The organism is Curtobacterium sp. ER1/6 (genome assembly GCF_001742745.1).
Classification (GTDB): domain Bacteria; phylum Actinomycetota; class Actinomycetes; order Actinomycetales; family Microbacteriaceae; genus Curtobacterium; species Curtobacterium citri.
This window is the reverse complement of the sequence record NZ_MJAK01000001.1, coordinates 909,717-927,274: the sequence shown is the minus strand read 5'-3', so window position 1 is coordinate 927,274 and position 17,558 is coordinate 909,717. Positions and strand designations below refer to the sequence as shown.

The 17,558-nt window shown below is 67.2% G+C and carries 10 protein-coding genes and 3 rRNA genes; all 13 read left to right on the top strand.

The window, feature by feature from the left end:
• Positions 1 to 60 precede the first annotated feature (60 nt).
• The 13 genes from Cus16_RS04165 (at position 61) to Cus16_RS04105 (ending at position 17,483) form a co-directional block, all read left to right on the top strand.
• Positions 61 to 1,158: an N-acetyl-gamma-glutamyl-phosphate reductase gene (locus Cus16_RS04165; RefSeq protein ID WP_069711280.1), complete on the top strand. Its 1,098-nt coding sequence runs from the start codon at positions 61 to 63 to the stop codon at positions 1,156 to 1,158.
• Positions 1,155 to 2,354, top strand: a complete 1,200-nt coding sequence (gene argJ, locus Cus16_RS04160; RefSeq protein WP_189319521.1) for a bifunctional glutamate N-acetyltransferase/amino-acid acetyltransferase ArgJ — start codon at positions 1,155 to 1,157, stop codon at positions 2,352 to 2,354. Before Cus16_RS04165 ends, argJ begins: the two co-directional genes overlap by 4 nt.
• Complete coding sequence (gene argB, locus Cus16_RS04155; RefSeq protein ID WP_069711279.1) at positions 2,354 to 3,385, top strand: acetylglutamate kinase; 1,032 nt, start codon at positions 2,354 to 2,356, stop codon at positions 3,383 to 3,385. Before argJ ends, argB begins: the two co-directional genes overlap by 1 nt.
• Positions 3,382 to 4,620 (top strand): acetylornithine transaminase, encoded by a 1,239-nt coding sequence (locus Cus16_RS04150; RefSeq protein WP_069711278.1) that lies wholly within the window; start codon positions 3,382 to 3,384, stop codon positions 4,618 to 4,620. The genes argB and Cus16_RS04150 overlap by 4 nt, the downstream gene beginning before the upstream one ends.
• The gene (gene argF / locus Cus16_RS04145) at positions 4,617 to 5,579 is read left to right on the top strand and encodes an ornithine carbamoyltransferase (protein WP_069711277.1); all 963 of its coding nucleotides are present in this window, start codon (positions 4,617 to 4,619) and stop codon (positions 5,577 to 5,579) included. Before Cus16_RS04150 ends, argF begins: the two co-directional genes overlap by 4 nt.
• Before the next feature lie 19 nt (positions 5,580 to 5,598).
• Complete coding sequence (locus Cus16_RS04140; protein ID WP_069711446.1) at positions 5,599 to 6,696, top strand: argininosuccinate synthase domain-containing protein; 1,098 nt, start codon at positions 5,599 to 5,601, stop codon at positions 6,694 to 6,696.
• A 103-nt stretch (positions 6,697 to 6,799) separates the two neighbouring features.
• Positions 6,800 to 8,248: an argininosuccinate lyase gene (gene argH / locus Cus16_RS04135; protein WP_069711276.1), complete on the top strand. Its 1,449-nt coding sequence runs from the start codon at positions 6,800 to 6,802 to the stop codon at positions 8,246 to 8,248.
• Positions 8,245 to 8,937: a DNA-3-methyladenine glycosylase gene (locus Cus16_RS04130; protein WP_069711275.1), complete on the top strand. Its 693-nt coding sequence runs from the start codon at positions 8,245 to 8,247 to the stop codon at positions 8,935 to 8,937. Before argH ends, Cus16_RS04130 begins: the two co-directional genes overlap by 4 nt.
• Before the next feature lie 61 nt (positions 8,938 to 8,998).
• Positions 8,999 to 10,312, top strand: coding sequence for a tyrosine--tRNA ligase (gene tyrS, locus Cus16_RS04125; protein WP_069711445.1), 1,314 nt, complete (start codon positions 8,999 to 9,001; stop codon positions 10,310 to 10,312).
• Between the two features lie 574 nt (positions 10,313 to 10,886).
• A 16S ribosomal RNA gene (locus tag Cus16_RS04120) occupies positions 10,887 to 12,408 on the top strand.
• Between the two features lie 412 nt (positions 12,409 to 12,820).
• Positions 12,821 to 15,949, top strand: a 23S ribosomal RNA gene (locus Cus16_RS04115).
• A gap of 138 nt (positions 15,950 to 16,087) precedes the next feature.
• Positions 16,088 to 16,204, top strand: a 5S ribosomal RNA gene (rrf, locus tag Cus16_RS04110).
• The 16S, 23S and 5S rRNA genes sit together here, the layout of an rRNA operon.
• A gap of 115 nt (positions 16,205 to 16,319) precedes the next feature.
• Positions 16,320 to 17,483, top strand: a complete 1,164-nt coding sequence (locus Cus16_RS04105; RefSeq protein ID WP_083263665.1) for an ROK family transcriptional regulator — start codon at positions 16,320 to 16,322, stop codon at positions 17,481 to 17,483.
• Positions 17,484 to 17,558: the final 75 nt, after the last annotated feature.

The following is a 17,558-nucleotide window of genomic DNA, read 5'->3' as shown; positions in this document are numbered from 1 at the left end:
ACCGCCCGGGGCCGCCGCCTCCGACTCTCTCGACGACCAGTCCGACCAAAGGTGGAACCCATGTCCGTATCCGTCGCCGTGGCGGGAGCCTCCGGCTACGCGGGCGGAGAGCTCCTGCGCGTGCTCGCCGCCCACCCGGAGTTCGACGTCAGGACGGTGACCGCGCACAGCAACGCCGGTCAGCCGCTCGTCGCGACCCAGCCGCACCTGCGATCGCTGGCCCACCTGACCCTGGTCGAGACGACGGCGGAGCACCTGCGCGGACACGACGTGGTCTTCCTCGCGCTGCCGCACGGGCAGTCCGGAGCGATCACGGCGGAGCTCGACGAGGACACCCTCGTCGTCGACTGCGGCGCGGACCACCGGCTGACGGACCCGGCGGCGTGGGAAGCGTTCTACGGCGGCGAGTACCACGGCGCGTGGACCTACGGCCTGCCGGAGCTGCTGCACGCCGCGCCGGCGCCCGGGACCGCGGAGGAGTGGCGGGACGTTGACGACATCGAGGGCCTCGGGCGGCAGCGCACCGAGCTCGCGGCGACGAAGCGGATCGCCGTCCCCGGGTGCAACGTCACCGCGGTGACGCTCGGCATCCAGCCCGGCGTCCAGGCCGGACTCGTCGAGACGGACGACCTCGTCGCGGTGCTGAGCGTCGGCCCGAGCGGTGCCGGCAAGAAGCTCGCGACCACGTACCTCGCCTCGGAGATCATGGGTTCCGCGAGTGCCTACGCGGTCGGCGGCACCCACCGGCACATCCCGGAGATCCAGCAGAACCTGGTGGCCGCCGGAGCCGGCGACGTCCGGATCTCGTTCACACCCGTGCTGGTCCCGATGGCGCGCGGCATCCTGGCGACAACGACGGCGAGGCTGTCGCCCGGGGTGAGCGCCCGCGACGTCCGGCTCGCCTGGGAGCAGGCGTACGCCGACGAGCCGTTCGTGCACCTGCTGCCGGAGGGCGAGTTCCCGCGGACCGCGGACACCGTCGGCGCGAACACGGCGCTGGTCGGCATCGCCGTCGACGAGGCCGCCGGTCGCGTCGTCGCCGTGAGCGCCCTCGACAACCTGGCCAAGGGCACCGCCGGCGCGGCCGTGCAGTCGGCCAACATCGCCCTGGGCTTCCCCGAGACCCTCGGCCTCAGCGTGGACGGAGTCGCCCCGTGACCGACGTGACCTCGACGGACCAGGCCGGGACGGGCCTCCAGGGCGTGACCGCCGCCGCGGGGTTCCGCGCGGCCGGCGTGACCGCCGGACTCAAGGCGAGCGGGAAGCCCGACGTCGCCCTCGTCGTGAACGACGGGCCGGACGCCGCCGCAGCCGCGGTCTTCACGAGCAACCGCGCGCAGGCGCACCCGGTGATCTGGTCGCGCCAGGTCGTCGGTGACGGCACGGCCCGCGCCGTCGTCCTCAACTCCGGTGGCGCGAACTGCTTCACCGGCCCGTTCGGGTTCCAGACGACGCACATGACGGCCGAGGCCGTCGGCGTCGCCCTCGGCATCGGCGCGGGCGACGTCGTCGTGTGCTCGACCGGCCTGATCGGCGTCGGCGACCAGACGTTCCGCGACGGCGTCCTCCGTGGGGTCGACCTCGCGAGCACGGCGCTGTCGGCGGACGGCGGCCCCGACGCCGCGACCGCGATCATGACGACGGACACGACGCCGAAGCAGTCGGTCGTCACCGAGGACGGCTGGACCGTCGGCGGGATGGCGAAGGGTGCGGGCATGCTCGCACCCGGGCTCGCCACGATGCTCGTCGTGATCACGACCGACGCCGTGCAGACCCCCGAGCAGCTCGACCAGGCGCTCCGTGCGGCCACCCGCGTCACGTTCGACCGGGTCGACTCGGACGGCTGCATGTCGACGAACGACACGGTCGTGCTGCTGTCCTCGGGCGCGAGCGGTGTGACCCCGGAGGTCGGCGACTTCCAGGAGGCCCTGACCGCCGTCTGTGCGGACCTCGCCCGGCAGCTCCAGCAGGACGCCGAGGGCGCGAGCCACGACATCACCATCACGGTCACCGGCGCGGTCAGCGAGGACGAGGCCGTCACCGTCGGTCGCAGCGTGGCCCGCAACAACCTGTTCAAGGCCGCGGTGTTCGGCAACGACCCGAACTGGGGCCGGGTGCTCGCCGCGATCGGCACGACGGACGCCGAGTTCGACCCGTACGCGGTCGACGTCAGCATGAACGGGGTGCGCGTGTGCCACGCCGGCGCCCCCGACCGGCCGAGCGACGAGGTCGACCTGACCCCGCGCGACACCCACGTGCTCATCGAGCTGGGGGTGGGCACGCACGCGGCGACCATCCTCACGAACGACCTGACGCACGACTACGTCCACGAGAACAGCGCGTACTCCAGCTGATGAGCGACCTCACCAAGGAAGAAGAGCACGAGCTCGCCGCCGTCAAGGCCGCGACGCTCATCGAGTCCCTGCCGTGGTTGAAGCGGTTCACGGGCAAGACCGTGGTCGTCAAGTTCGGCGGCAACGCGATGGTGAACGACGACCTCAAGCGGGCGTTCGCCGAGGACATGGTCTACCTGCGCTACGCCGGTCTGCACCCGGTCGTCGTGCACGGCGGCGGTCCGCAGATCTCGGCCGCGCTCAAGGAGCAGGGCATCGAGTCCGAGTTCCGCGGCGGCTACCGGGTCACGACGACCGAGGCGATCACGGTGGTCCGTGACGTCCTGGCCGGCGAGGTCAACCGCGAGATCGTCGACCTGGTCAACGAGCACGGCGACGGCCTGGCCGTCGGGGTCTCCGGTGACGGCGGCTCGCTGTTCACCGGCGAGAAGAAGGGCGTCGTCGTCGACGGCGAGCACTTCGACCTCGGGCACGTCGGCGACATCACGCACGTCGACCCCTCGGGCGTCCTCGCCGCGATCGCCGCCGGTCGGATCCCGATCGTCTCGAGCATCGCGATCGACGACGCCCACCCGGACCAGGCGCTCAACGTCAACGCCGACGCGGCCGCGGGTGCCCTGGCGATCGCGCTGGGCGCCGCCAAGCTCCTCATGCTGACCGACGTCCCCGGGCTCTACCGCAACTGGCCGGACCGCGACTCGATCATCGACCTCATCGCGGTCGAGGAGCTGCGCGAGCTGCTCCCGACCCTCGAGTCCGGGATGATCCCGAAGATGACCGCGTGCCTCGACGCCGTGGTCGGCGGCGTCGGCGGCGCGACCATCATCGACGGCCGGATCCCGCACTCGATCCTGCTCGAGGTCTTCACCCTCCGGGGTGCGGGCACCGAGGTGATCCCGGACCCGAGCCGTCGCACGGAGAACCAGAACACCCACGCCGAGGTCGGACGCCGTGTCCCGGAGTCCGCGGCAGACCCGGGCCGGCACATGGCCGACACCACGAGCACCACGCAGAAGGGGAACGAGCAGTGAGCACCGAGACGCAGACCCAGACCTGGAACGACCGGTTCGGGGCGTCGCTCATGCGATCCCTGACGCCGCCGAAGATCATGCTCGACCACGGGAAGGGGTGCCGCGTGTGGGACGTCGAGGGCAACGAGTACCTCGACTTCCTCGCCGGCATCGCCGTGAACTCGCTCGGCCACGCGCACCCGGCGCTCGTCGATGCCGTCGCCGACCAGGCCGCGAAGCTCGTCCACGTGTCGAACTACTTCGCGACACCGCCGCAGCTCGAGCTCGCCGAACGGCTCAAGCGCATCACCGGGGCCGGCGCGGCCGGCCGCGTGTACTTCGGCAACTCCGGCGCCGAGGCGAACGAGGCGGCCTTCAAGCTCGCCCGTCTGAACAAGGGCGCCGACGGCCGCAAGACCCGCATCCTCGCGCTCAAGCAGGGCTTCCACGGCCGGACGATGGGCGCGCTCGCGCTCACCGGCAAGCCCGCGCTGCAGGAGGACTTCCTGCCGATGGTCCCCGGCGTCGAGCACATCGACTCGACGGTCGACGCGCTCGAGGCCGCGATCGACGACACCGTCGCCGCGCTCATCGTCGAACCGATCAAGGGCGAGGCCGGCGTCGTCGACCTGCCCGAGGGCTTCCTGCAGACCGCCCGACGGCTCACCGAGGAACACGGCGCGCTGTTCGTCCTCGACGAGATCCAGACCGGGGTCGGTCGGACCGGCAACTGGTTCACGTTCCAGGGGCACGGCTTCACGCCCGACGCCGTCACGATCGCGAAGGGCATCGCCGGCGGCTTCCCGATCGGGGCGCTCGTCACGTTCGGCTGGGCGTCGGAGCTGTTCTCTGCCGGGCAGCACGGTTCGACGTTCGGTGGCAACCCGCTCGGCACCCGCGTCGCGAACGCGGTCCTCGAGGAGATCGAGCGCGCCGACCTCGTCGCCGGAGCGGTGACGAAGGGCGAGCGCATCCGTGCCGGCATCGCTGGTCTGGGGTCGCCGCTGGTGCAGGAGGTCCGCGGCACGGGCCTGCTCGTCGGCGTCGGGCTCACCGCGCCCGTCGGCCCCGCCGTCAACGCCGCCGCCCTCGGGCGCGGTCTCATCATCAACGCCCCGAACGAGTCGAGCCTGCGCATCGCGCCGCCGCTCATCGTGTCCGACGACGAGATCGACGAGTTCGTGTCGATCCTCGGCGAGAGCCTGGCCGCCGTGGCCGCTGAGCAGGGCACCCCCACCCAGGAGACCTCCGCATGACCCGCCACTTCCTCCGCGACGACGACCTCACCCAGGCCGAGCAGTCCGCGATCCTCGACCTCGCCGCGCAGGTGAAGGCCGACCGCTGGGGCGAGCAGCCCCTCGCCGGACCGCAGACCGTCGCGGTGATCTTCGACAAGTCGTCGACCCGTACCCGGGTGTCCTTCCACGTCGGCATCTCCGACCTCGGCGGCAGCCCGCTCGTCATCACGACGGCGAACAGCCAGCTCGGCGGCAAGGAGACCCCGTCCGACACCGCCCGCGTGCTCGAGCGCATGGTGTCGGCGATCGTCTGGCGCACCTACGCGCAGTCCGGGCTCGAGGAGATGGCCGCCGGCACACGGGTCCCCGTCGTCAACGCGCTGTCCGACGACTTCCATCCCTGCCAGCTCCTCGCCGACCTGCTCACCATCCGCGAGCACCGCGGGACCCTGGCCGGGCAGACCGTCGCCTTCGTCGGCGACGGTGCCAGCAACATGGCGCACTCCTACCTGCTCGCCGGCGCGACGGCGGGCATGCACGTGCGCGTGGCCGCTCCGGCGGCGTTCAGCCCGGACAGCCGGGTCGTCGTCGACGCCGAGCGTCGTGCCGCCGAGACGGGCGGCTCGGTCCTCGTCGTGACCGACCCGGTCGCGGCGGTCGCCGGAGCGGACGTCGTCGTCACCGACACGTGGGTGTCGATGGGCAAGGAGGACGAGAAGCAGTCGCGGCTCGACACCTTCGCCGGCTACCGCGTGGACGACGAGCTGATGGGCCACGCGGCGGACGACGCGGTCTTCATGCACTGCCTGCCCGCCGACCGCGGCTACGAGGTCACGGCCGAGGTGATCGACGGACCGCGCAGCATCATCTGGGACGAGGCGGAGAACCGACTGCACGCGCAGAAGGCCCTGCTCGCCTGGCTCCTCGCGGCGAACGCCACGGGTGCGCCAGCGGCGCCCGCCCCGCTCGCCGTCTGAGCGGACCGGGGACCAGACCGTGACCGATCGCATCGTGGTGGCCTGCTCCGCCGGCGTCGACCCGTCTGCCGCCGTCCGGCAACTCGGTGGCGACCACGAGGTCCTGGCCCTCGTGGTCGACGTCGGCGGGCGGTCGCGCGAGGTCGACGCCGTCCGCCACCGTGCCCGCACAGCGGGTGCGGCGGACGCCATCGTCGTCGACGCCAAGGCCGAGTTCGCGGAGCAGTACGTCGTCGCGGCGGTCCGTGCGAACGCGGGCGACGGCGACCGGGTGCTCGTACCGGCACTCCGCCGCCCCCTCGTCGCGACCCATCTGGTACGCACCGCCCGGCAGCTCGGCGCGACTGCGGTCGCCCACGCCACCGTCGCCCCGGACGAGGTGGCCCTGACCGCCGCGGTCGGCGGGCTCGACCCCGACCTCGACGTCGTCGCCGTGCCGACGAGTGCCGTCCCGTCCTCGGGGACCGAGCAGGACCTGTGGGGCCGGCTCGTCACGACGTCGGCGGCGGACGACCCCTGGTCCGGTGCCGCCGCGGACGACTGGACGCGGTCGCAGGACCCGACCGAGGCCCCCGACCCCGACGAGGTCGTGGTCACGTTCGAGCACGGTGTCCCGGTCGCCCTCGACGGCCAGCGCTTCCCGGTCCTGCGGCTGCTGCTCGAACTCGACGCCCTCGCCGGCCGGCACGGCGTCGGACGGCACGACGGGATCGACGACCTGCTCGACGGGCGGAAGGTCCGTCGCCTGGCGGAGAGCCCCGCCGCCACCACGCTCGTCGCCGCGCACCGCGACCTCGAGCGGCTCACCCTCGAGCGGGACGTGCTCCGCTGCAAGCGGTCCGTCGACCAGGAGTGGGCCGACCTCGTGCACGACGGGCGGTGGGGGAGCGGTCTCCGTCGCGCGCTCGACGCCTTCGTCGAGCAGACCCAGGAGCACGTCTCCGGCGACGTCCGGCTCCGGCTCCACGGCGGGACCGCGACCGTGGTGGGGCGCCGGTCGGGCCAGAGCCTCTACGACTACGAACTCGCCGCCGCTCCGTCGGACGAGCCCGTGACCCTCGCCGCGGCGTGGGCCCGACCCGCCCGGATCGCCGCCCGACGCGACCGCGCGAACTGACCGGGCACCGAGACGACCGCCGCCAGCAGCACCCGCCACTCGATACCTCCGCGCCGACGCACCCGAACCGACCGACCCCGACACCACCACCAGGCAGGACGACATGACCGACGCGAACCAGCCCGCCAAGACCGACGCCACGAACACCGGCGCCCTCTGGGGTGGGCGCTTCGCCGACGGCCCCAGCGCCGAGCTGGCCGCGCTGTCCCGGTCGACGCACTTCGACTGGCAGCTCGCCCCGTACGACATCGCCGGGTCGCGTGCGCACGCCCGGGCGCTGCACACGGCCGGGTACCTGACCGCGGACGAGCTCGACCGCATGCTCGGCGGCCTCGACCGGCTCGAGGCCGCCCACGCCGACGGTTCGCTGCTCCCCGACGACGGCGACGAGGACGTCCACGGCGCCCTCGAGCGCCTGCTCATCGCGGACCTCGGCCCCGAGCTCGGCGGCAAGCTCCGGGCGGGACGGAGCCGCAACGACCAGATCGCGACGCTCGGCCGCATGCACATGCTCGACCACGGTCGCCGCATCGGACGGCTCGTCATCGACCTCGTCGACGCGATCTCCCAGCAGGCGAGCGAGCACCCGGCGGCGATCATGCCGGGCCGGACGCACCTGCAGCACGCTCAGCCCGTGCTCCTCGCGCACCACCTGCTCGCGCACGCGTGGCCCCTGGTCCGCAACCTCGAGCGGCTCCGCGACTGGGCCGACCGCGCGAGCGTCAGCCCGTACGGCGCCGGTGCCCTCGCGGGCAGCTCGCTCGGGCTCGACCCGACGGCGATCGCCCACGAACTCGGCTTCGCCCGGCCGGCGGACAACTCGATCGACGCCACCGCAGCCCGTGACGTCGTGGCCGAGTTCGCGTTCGTGCTGGCCCAGGTCGGCATCGACGTGTCCCGCCTGGCCGAGGAGGTCATCCTCTGGAACACGAAGGAGTTCGGCTTCGTCCGCCTCCACGACGCGTTCTCGACCGGGTCGAGCATCATGCCGCAGAAGAAGAACCCCGACATCGCCGAGCTCGCCCGGGGCAAGTCCGGGCGTCTCGTCGGGAACCTCACCGGGCTCCTCACGACGCTGAAGGGGCTCCCGCTCGCGTACAACCGCGACCTCCAGGAGGACAAGGAGCCCGTCTTCGACTCGGTCGCGCAGCTCGAGGTCCTGCTGCCCGCGTTCACCGGCATGGTCGCGACGCTGTCCTTCGACACCGACCGGATGGCCGAGCTCGCGCCGCAGGGCTTCTCGCTCGCCACCGACGTCGCCGAGTGGCTCGTCCGCCAGGGCGTGCCCTTCCGCGACGCGCACGAGATCTCGGGTGCGCTCGTCCGACACTGCGAGGAACGCGGCATCGAGCTCGACGAGCCGACCGACGCCGAGTACCGCTCGGTGTCGGAGCACCTGACCCCCGAGGTCCGCGGTGTCCTGACGATCGAGGGCAGCGTCGCGTCCCGCGCCGGCGTCGGCGGGACCGCCCCCGACCGCGTCGCCGAGCAGCTCGCGTCCGTGACCCGTCGGGTGCACGACCTCGCCGCGGGGGCGCCCTTCACCCGATGACGTCCGCACTCCGCGCGCTGCTCGAGTTGCCGGCACCGACCTCGGCGCCGGCGCTCCTCGGCGCGACGATCTCGGGTCGGGGCGTCACCCTCCGGATCACCGAGGTCGAGGCCTACTGGGGTCCGACCGACCCCGGCTCGCACGGGCACCGCGGCATGACCGAGCGGAACCGGCACCTGTTCGGTGCGCCCGGCACGCTGTACGCCTACCGCTCCTACGGGATCCACACGTGCGTGAACGTGGTCAGCGGCCCCGAGGGCACGTCGTCCGGGTCGCTCCTCCGGGCCGCGGAGGTCGTCGACGGCGTCGCGACCGCTCGGGCGCGCCGAGGCGACCGGCCCGCCGAGGTCGCGCTCGCACGCGGTCCCGGCAACCTCGGGACCGCGCTCGGCGCGGTCCTCGGCACGGACGACGGCACGTCGGTGCTCGACGGGTCCGGTCCCTTCGTGCTCACCCTGGCACCCGGCCTGGAGGCGCGCATCACCGAGCACGGACCCGCTGCGGTCGCCGACGCGCTCCTGTCCGGACCGACAGGGCCGGCCGACGGGCTCGGCCCGCGCATCGCGCGGGGACCGCGCACCGGCGTCGGCGGCATCGCCGGCGGCGCGTCGTTCCCCTGGCGCTTCTGGCTGGCGGGCGACCCGACGGTCTCGACCTACCGGCGTCACAAGGGTGCGGTCGACCGGTGAACCGGCACCGCGCCTCCCGGCCGGATCCCGGTACGCCGCCGCGCGCCGCTACGATCGTCGTGTGTCCAGCGCAACCGATCACGACGTCCTGACACGCCAGCGGAACGACCCCACCTTCGCCTCGGTGTGGGACGAACTGCGCTGGCGCGGTCTGGTGCACGTCTCCACCGACGAGACGGCGCTCAAGGAGGCCCTCGACGGCGAGCCGGTCACCTACTACTGCGGCTTCGACCCGACGGCCCCGTCCCTGCACTGCGGCAACCTGCTCCAGTTGCTGACGATGCGCCGACTGCAGCTGGCCGGCCACAAGCCGCTCGCGCTCGTCGGCGGGTCCACCGGGCTCATCGGTGACCCGCGCCCGACGGCCGAGCGCACCCTGAACACCCCGGAGACGGTGGCCGAGTGGGTCAGCCGCCTGCAGGCCCAGGTGTCACGCTTCCTCAGCCCGGAGGGCGACAACGGGGTGCGGCTGGTGAACAACCTCGACTGGACGTCGCCGCTGTCCGCGATCGACTTCCTCCGCGACATCGGCAAGTACTTCCGCGTCGGCACGATGCTGAAGAAGGACGCGGTCGCGGCGCGCCTGAACTCGGACGCGGGCATCAGCTACACCGAGTTCAGCTACCAGATCCTGCAGGGACTCGACTACCGGGAGCTGTTCCGGCAGTACGGCTGCACGCTGCAGACCGGTGGATCCGACCAGTGGGGCAACCTGACCTCGGGCACGGAGCTGATCCGACGCTCCGAGGGTGCATCGGTGCACGCGATCGGGACGCCCCTCATCACGAACTCGGACGGCACGAAGTTCGGCAAGAGCGAGGGCAACGCCATCTGGCTCGACCCGGAGATGACGTCCCCGTACGCCTTCTACCAGTTCTGGCTCAACACGTCGGACGCCGACGTGATCGCCCGGCTGCGGGAGTTCACCTTCCTGTCCCGCGAGGAGATCGAGCGGCTCGAGCGTGCCGTGGCGGAGGAACCCTTCCGACGCGAGGCCCAGCGGACCCTGGCCCACGACGTGACCGCGACCGTGCACGGCGAGGCCGCCACCCGTGCGGCGATCGACGCCGCGGCCGCGCTGTTCGGCAACGGCGACCTCGGTGCCCTCGACGCCGACACCCTCCGGTCCGCCATCGCCGAGCTGCCCGGATCGGTGACCCTCGCAGGGGATGCCGACGTCGCTCGCGCACTCGTCGAGACCGGACTCGTGAAGTCGCTGGGCGAGGCCCGGCGCTCAGTCGACCAGGGCGGGGTCTCCGTGAACAACGTCCGCGTCGAGGAAGGCACCGCGCTGCTCGCCGACCTCGCGCTCTCCGGTGGCATCGTGGTGCTCCGACGGGGGAAGAAGACCCTCGCCGGCGTCACCCTCGTCTGACACCGGATCCCGCACAACACTCGTGCCCGCTCGCCCGTCCCCGGGGAGCGGGCACGAGTCGTTCTCCGCCGTGTTGCACAACGCGACACGCCCGGGAGGCGGGGCAGTTGGCGCTCCCCGGGATCGCTGCGTAGAGTTCTTACTCGTCACCCCAAAGGTGCGGCGGAGCGGCTGGAGCGAGAGCCCAGAGCACGCCGGCCCTCAAGCGGGACCATCCTCCACCGGAGTTCAGATCAGGCCTTGTGCTCGATCGCTCCGACGCTTAGGATGACTACTCCACCGGCCCTCTCCCCTCGGGATGAGCCACAGGACCTCGGTCCGACGCGTTGCCGGTGGCAGCCAAGAACGAATGCCCCTCTGGCGGAGCTCCTGATGGAGTCGAGTGGGGGGTGCGTCTGGTCCTTGAGAACTCAACAGCGTGCACATTGTCAATGCCAATTTTTTGACCCCGTTGCCTTCACTTGTGGAGGTACGGAGACAATTCCTTTTGGATTGAATTGATTGTCAGTAGACAGTCTTTACAGTCAGTTTCAACTCGGTTCGGCGCACTTCGGGGTGTCGGATCTGTAATTTTTTTACGGAGAGTTTGATCCTGGCTCAGGACGAACGCTGGCGGCGTGCTTAACACATGCAAGTCGAACGATGATCAGGAGCTTGCTCCTGTGATTAGTGGCGAACGGGTGAGTAACACGTGAGTAACCTGCCCCTGACTCTGGGATAAGCGTTGGAAACGACGTCTAATACTGGATACGACTGCCGGCCGCATGGTCTGGTGGTGGAAAGATTTTTTGGTTGGGGATGGACTCGCGGCCTATCAGCTTGTTGGTGAGGTAATGGCTCACCAAGGCGACGACGGGTAGCCGGCCTGAGAGGGTGACCGGCCACACTGGGACTGAGACACGGCCCAGACTCCTACGGGAGGCAGCAGTGGGGAATATTGCACAATGGGCGAAAGCCTGATGCAGCAACGCCGCGTGAGGGATGACGGCCTTCGGGTTGTAAACCTCTTTTAGTAGGGAAGAAGCGAAAGTGACGGTACCTGCAGAAAAAGCACCGGCTAACTACGTGCCAGCAGCCGCGGTAATACGTAGGGTGCAAGCGTTGTCCGGAATTATTGGGCGTAAAGAGCTCGTAGGCGGTTTGTCGCGTCTGCTGTGAAATCCCGAGGCTCAACCTCGGGCTTGCAGTGGGTACGGGCAGACTAGAGTGCGGTAGGGGAGATTGGAATTCCTGGTGTAGCGGTGGAATGCGCAGATATCAGGAGGAACACCGATGGCGAAGGCAGATCTCTGGGCCGTAACTGACGCTGAGGAGCGAAAGCGTGGGGAGCGAACAGGATTAGATACCCTGGTAGTCCACGCCGTAAACGTTGGGCGCTAGATGTAGGGACCTTTCCACGGTTTCTGTGTCGTAGCTAACGCATTAAGCGCCCCGCCTGGGGAGTACGGCCGCAAGGCTAAAACTCAAAGGAATTGACGGGGGCCCGCACAAGCGGCGGAGCATGCGGATTAATTCGATGCAACGCGAAGAACCTTACCAAGGCTTGACATACACCGGAAACGGCCAGAGATGGTCGCCCCCTTGTGGTCGGTGTACAGGTGGTGCATGGTTGTCGTCAGCTCGTGTCGTGAGATGTTGGGTTAAGTCCCGCAACGAGCGCAACCCTCGTTCTATGTTGCCAGCGCGTTATGGCGGGGACTCATAGGAGACTGCCGGGGTCAACTCGGAGGAAGGTGGGGATGACGTCAAATCATCATGCCCCTTATGTCTTGGGCTTCACGCATGCTACAATGGCCGGTACAAAGGGCTGCGATACCGTAAGGTGGAGCGAATCCCAAAAAGCCGGTCTCAGTTCGGATTGAGGTCTGCAACTCGACCTCATGAAGTCGGAGTCGCTAGTAATCGCAGATCAGCAACGCTGCGGTGAATACGTTCCCGGGCCTTGTACACACCGCCCGTCAAGTCATGAAAGTCGGTAACACCCGAAGCCGGTGGCCTAACCCTTGTGGAAGGAGCCGTCGAAGGTGGGATCGGTGATTAGGACTAAGTCGTAACAAGGTAGCCGTACCGGAAGGTGCGGCTGGATCACCTCCTTTCTAAGGAGCATCTGACCGGCCCTGCTTGCAGGTGCTTGGTTCAGGCGCCGATGCAACCCGAACGTGGTTGCCGGTAGCTCATGGGTGGAACATTGACAGTGCAGTCGGGAGCGCAAGCTTCCGGCCCTAGTACGCCAGCTTGCTGGTTGGGACGGGTCGGGGTGAGCGGGTCGGCTGGTGCACGTTGTTGGGTCCTGAGGGACCAGGCTTCCTGTTGACACGTGAGTGTTGGTGGGGGTTGGGCCTACGGGTCCTTCGTTGGGCCAGGGTGAACCTACCGGTTGGTGGGGGAGTGCTGGTGCCGATCGTATGTTGAGAACTACACAGTGGACGCGAGCATCTTAGATCGCTCGTGACGATGATCATCCTCGTGGTGGTTGTTGTTCGAGTCGATCGCAATTTTAATCTTTGTGGTCAAGTTTCTAAGAGCAAACGGTGGATGCCTTGGCATCTGGAGCCGAAGAAGGACGTAGAAATCTGCGATAAGCCTCGGGGAGCTGATAATCGAGCTGTGAGCCGAGGATTTCCGAATGGGGAAACCCCGCCAGGCGACTTGTCGACCTGGTGACTCCCGCCTGAATATATAGGGCGGGTAGAGGGAACGTGGGGAAGTGAAACATCTCAGTACCCACAGGAAGAGAAAACAACATGTGATTCCGTGAGTAGTGGCGAGCGAAAGCGGATGAGGCTAAACCGATCATGTGTGATAGCCGGCGGGCGTTGCATGGTCGGGGTTGTGGGACACGTCGCTCAGTTCTGCCGGACTGGGGCGGTTACAGCGCATCATAGTCGAACCGGTTTGAAAGCCGGGCCGTAGTGGGTGCCAGCCCCGTAGACGAAATGGTGTCATGGCCGGATGTGTATCCCAAGTAGCACGGGGCCCGAGAAATCCCGTGTGAATCTGTCAGGACCACCTGATAAGCCTAAATACTCCCAGATGACCGATAGCGGACAAGTACCGTGAGGGAAAGGTGAAAAGTACCCCGGGAGGGGAGTGAAATAGTACCTGAAACCGTTTGCTTACAAACCGTCGGAGCCTCCTTGTAGGGGTGACGGCGTGCCTTTTGAAGAATGAGCCTGCGAGTTAGTGATATGTGGCGAGGTTAACCCGTGTGGGGCAGCCGTAGCGAAAGCGAGTCTGAATAGGGCGATTTGAGTCGCATGTCCTAGACCCGAAGCGAAGTGATCTATCCATGGCCAGGTTGAAGCGACGGTAAGACGTCGTGGAGGACCGAACCCACTTCAGTTGAAAATGGAGGGGATGAGCTGTGGATAGGGGTGAAAGGCCAATCAAACTTCGTGATAGCTGGTTCTCTCCGAAATGCATTTAGGTGCAGCGTTGCGTGTTTCTCGCCGGAGGTAGAGCTACTGGATGGCCGATGGGCCTCAACAGGTTACTGACGTCAGCCAAACTCCGAATGCCGGTGAGTGAGAGCGCAGCAGTGAGACGGTGGGGGATAAGCTTCATCGTCGAGAGGGAAACAACCCAGACTACCAACTAAGGCCCCTAAGCGTGTGCTAAGTGGGAAAGGATGTGGAGTTGCACAGACAACCAGGAGGTTGGCTTAGAAGCAGCCACCCTTGAAAGAGTGCGTAATAGCTCACTGGTCAAGTGATTCCGCGCCGACAATGTAACGGGGCTCAAGCACACCGCCGAAGTTGTAGATTTCGCACACAGACAAGCCTTCGTGGTTCAGTCGTGCGGAGTGGTAGGAGAGCGTCGTGTGGCGAGTGAAGCGGCGGAGTGATCCAGCCGTGGACGCTACACGAGTGAGAATGCAGGCATGAGTAGCGAAAGACGGGTGAGAAACCCGTCCTCCGAAAGACCAAGGGTTCCAGGGCCAGGTTAATCCGCCCTGGGTAAGTCGGGACCTAAGGCGAGGCCGACAGGCGTAGTCGATGGACAACGGGTTGATATTCCCGTACCGGCGAACAACCGCCCAAGCTAATCCAGTGGTGCTAAGAGTCCTAACCCGGCTCACCGGATCCCTTCGGGGTGATGGTGTCCGGTCTAACGCTCGACCCCATGCTGGTGCGGCTAGCGTATGAACAGGTGTGACGCAGGAAGGTAGCTGAGCCAGGCGATGGTATCCGTAAGGTGAACCTGGTGTAAGGGTGTAGGGCTGACGATAGGCAAATCCGTCGTCTGCATGCCTGAGACCCGACGCGTACCCGTGAGGGGAAATCAGTGATCCTATGCTGCCGAGAAAAGCATCGACGCGAGGTTGCAGCCGCCCGTACCCGAAACCGACTCAGGTGGTCAGGTAGAGAATACCAAGGAGATCGAGAGAATCGTGGTTAAGGAACTCGGCAAAATGCCCCCGTAACTTCGGGAGAAGGGGGGCCGGACACGTGATACGGACTTGCTTCGTTGAGCGTTGAAGGCCGCAGAGACCAGTGGGAAGCGACTGTTTACTAAAAACACAGGTCCGTGCGAAGTCGCAAGACGATGTATACGGACTGACGCCTGCCCGGTGCTGGAAGGTTAAGAGGAAGGGTTAGCCCTCGGGCGAAGCTCTGAATTTAAGCCCCAGTAAACGGCGGTGGTAACTATAACCATCCTAAGGTAGCGAAATTCCTTGTCGGGTAAGTTCCGACCTGCACGAATGGCGTAACGACTTCCCAGCTGTCTCAACCGCGAACTCGGCGAAATTGCACTACGAGTAAAGATGCTCGTTACGCGCAGCAGGACGGAAAGACCCCGTGACCTTTACTACAGTTTGGTATTGGTGTTCGGAGTGGCTTGTGTAGGATAGGTGGGAGACTGTGAAGCGGGCACGCTAGTGTTCGTGGAGTCATTGTTGAAATACCACTCTGGTCACTTTGGATGTCTAACGTAGGACCCTGATCGGGTTCATGGACAGTGCCTGATGGGTAGTTTAACTGGGGCGGTTGCCTCCCAAAGAGTAACGGAGGCGCCCAAAGGTTCCCTCAACCTGGTTGGCAATCAGGTGGCGAGTGTAAGTGCACAAGGGAGCTTGACTGTGAGACTGACAGGTCGAGCAGGGACGAAAGTCGGGACTAGTGATCCGGCAGTGGCTTGTGGAAGCGCTGTCGCTCAACGGATAAAAGGTACCTCGGGGATAACAGGCTGATCTTGCCCAAGAGTCCATATCGACGGCATGGTTTGGCACCTCGATGTCGGCTCGTCGCATCCTGGGGCTGGAGTAGGTCCCAAGGGTTGGGCTGTTCGCCCATTAAAGCGGTACGCGAGCTGGGTTTAGAACGTCGTGAGACAGTTCGGTCCCTATCCGCTGCGCGCGTTGGAAATTTGAGAAGATCTATCCCTAGTACGAGAGGACCGGGATGGACGAACCTCTGGTGTGTCAGTTGTTCTGCCAAGGGCACCGCTGATTAGCTACGTTCGGACCGGATAACCGCTGAAAGCATCTAAGCGGGAAGCCGTCTTCGAGATGAGATTTCCATGCACCTTGAGTGTGAGAGGCTCCCAGCAGACTACTGGGTTGATAGGCCGGATGTGGAAGCGGGGACTAACGACCCGTGGAGCTGACCGGTACTAATAAGCCGAAGACTTGACAACACAACTTTTACCGTCGCCTCTTGTGGGTGGCGGGCTCGCGTCCACTTTGTGGTTCCCGACAGACGATCGGGAATCGAACTGAATACTTCAGCAACGGCTTGAAGGACAGGTTCGGATCCAGGTTTGGGTCGAACATGTTCCGGTGGTCATAGCGAGAGGGAAACGCCCGGTCACATTCCGAACCCGGAAGCTAAGCCTCTCAGCGCCGATGGTACTGCAAGGGGGACCTTGTGGGAGAGTAGGACGCCGCCGGACTCACCTTTGCAACACCAGGGAACCCCTGACCATTCATGGTCAGGGGTTTCCTGCGTTCTTGGCGTCGGCAGCACGGATCCGCGGCAGTATGATCGGCCGACGACGAAGGAGAGCGATGACCGATCTGCTCGAGGTCACGCCGCCGGAGCCGGGAGCCTCGTGGCCGGTGTTGACCGATGCCACCCGCGCGGCCCTGCGGGAGATCGTCGTGCACGGTGTGCTCTCCCGGGCGGAGATCGCGCGGTCGCTCGGGTTGTCGCGAGCGAGCCTGACGCGCGCCGTCCGCACCCTGCAGGAGCACGGGTTCGTGACGGAGGTCGGCACGGGGGTCCGCGGTGTCACCGGCCGTCCCTCGGAGCTCCTGCGCGCCAGTACGGGCCGGTGGGAGTTCCTCGGGGTCAAGCTCACGCCGGACCGCCTCTACGCCGCCGTGACCGACCTGGACGGTCGGGTGCTGGCACTCCATGAAGAAGCGGTGCCGGACACCGAGCCGCAGGCGCTCGTCGACCAGCTGGCGGCGATGGTGCAGGTGCTCCGCCGGGCGTCGCCGGCGGTGTGCTCTCTCGGGGTGTCCGTGCCGGGCGACGTCGTGACCCGTGACGACGTCGCCGTGGTCGAGGTCTCGCAGTTCCTCGGATGGCGGGACGTGCCGCTCGCGGCCCTGCTCGAGGAGCGGACCGGACTCGTGACCCACACGGCGAACGACGTCGACGCCCTGACGGCGAAGGAGCACTGGATCGGCGCGGGCGCAGGGGTTCGGTCCATGGCGCTCGTCACGGTCGGCACGGGCGTGGGCTTCGGGCTCGTCACCAACGGCGAGGTGTCCGAGGGGGCGCATGGTCGCTTCGGCCGCGTCGGGCACCTGCCGGTCTACGGCGGCGGGCCCGACTGCGGGGTGGGGCACCACGGGTGTGTCTCGAGCTACCTCCCGAGCTCGATCATCGCCAGGAACGCCGGAGCCGGGGACGACGAGTACGCCGCCGTGGTCGAGCGTGCCCGGGACGGGGAGCCGCGTGCCCTGCAGGCGTTCCGCGACGCCGGTACGGCACTCGGCGTGCTGCTCTCGACGGTGGTCACGCTGGTCGACCCGGAGTCGATCGTGCTCACGGGCGACGGGCTGCCGGTCCACGACATCGCGCGGGCCGAGGTCGAGGAGGCCTTCCGGCAGGGGCTCCGCCCGTACGAGGCGGCCGTCACCGTCGTGGTGCAGCCGTTCGAGTTCTCCGAGTGGGCCCGTGCAGCGGCCGTGCTGGCCATCCGCCGGTCCCTGCGCTCCTGACGGAGCTCGCGTTAGTTTCACAAATTGACAAAGACCCGATGCGGACGGGATGCTGGTGCGGTCCACCGTCGAAGG